This window comes from Pelomonas nitida (assembly GCF_043555975.1).
GTDB classification, from domain to species: Bacteria; Pseudomonadota; Gammaproteobacteria; order Burkholderiales; family Burkholderiaceae_C; genus Pelomonas; species Pelomonas nitida.
On the sequence record NZ_JBIGIA010000049.1, the window covers coordinates 1 to 546 of the forward strand.

1 pseudogene is annotated in these 546 nt (G+C 66.1%); it reads left to right on the plus strand.

The features are described from left to right. Nucleotides 1–63 precede the first annotated feature (63 nt). Nucleotides 64–546 (plus strand): annotated as a pseudogene (locus ACG00X_RS24055) (transposase); the annotation flags it as partial.

A 546-nucleotide genomic window follows, 5' to 3' on the forward strand; every position in this document is an offset into this window, starting at 1 on the left:
TGACCTTGCCCCCGAAAACCGTCTCCCTTGCTGAGTGATTCAATGCAAGCAAGGAGAGTGGGAATGACGAAGCCGAAGGCGGCGCCGAGGGCGCGCTACACGATGGAGTTCAAGCAGGAGGCCGTGCGCCTGGTCGAGGGCGGTCAGAGCATTGCGGCGGCGGCCAGGACGCTGGGCGTGGTTGACCAGACGCTGTTCAACTGGGTCAAGGCCAAGCGCGAGGGCAAGCTCAGCGGGGCGGACAGCAAGCCCGTGAGCGCCGAGCAGATGGAGATCACGCGGCTGCGCGCAGAGCTGGCGCGGGTGACGATGGAGCGCGACATCCTGGGAAAAGCGACGGCGTACTTCGCCAAGGCAGCGAAGTGAAGTACGCCTTCATCCAGCGTCACCGGCACGTGTGGCCGATCTCGGTGCAGTGCCGGGTCTTGCAGGTCAGCGTGGCCGGGTATCACGAGCACTTCGTGCGCCGAGCCAGCCCGGCCCAGCGGCGCCACCTCAGCGATGACGCGCTGCTGGTGCACATCAAGGCCATCCACGCCGAAACGC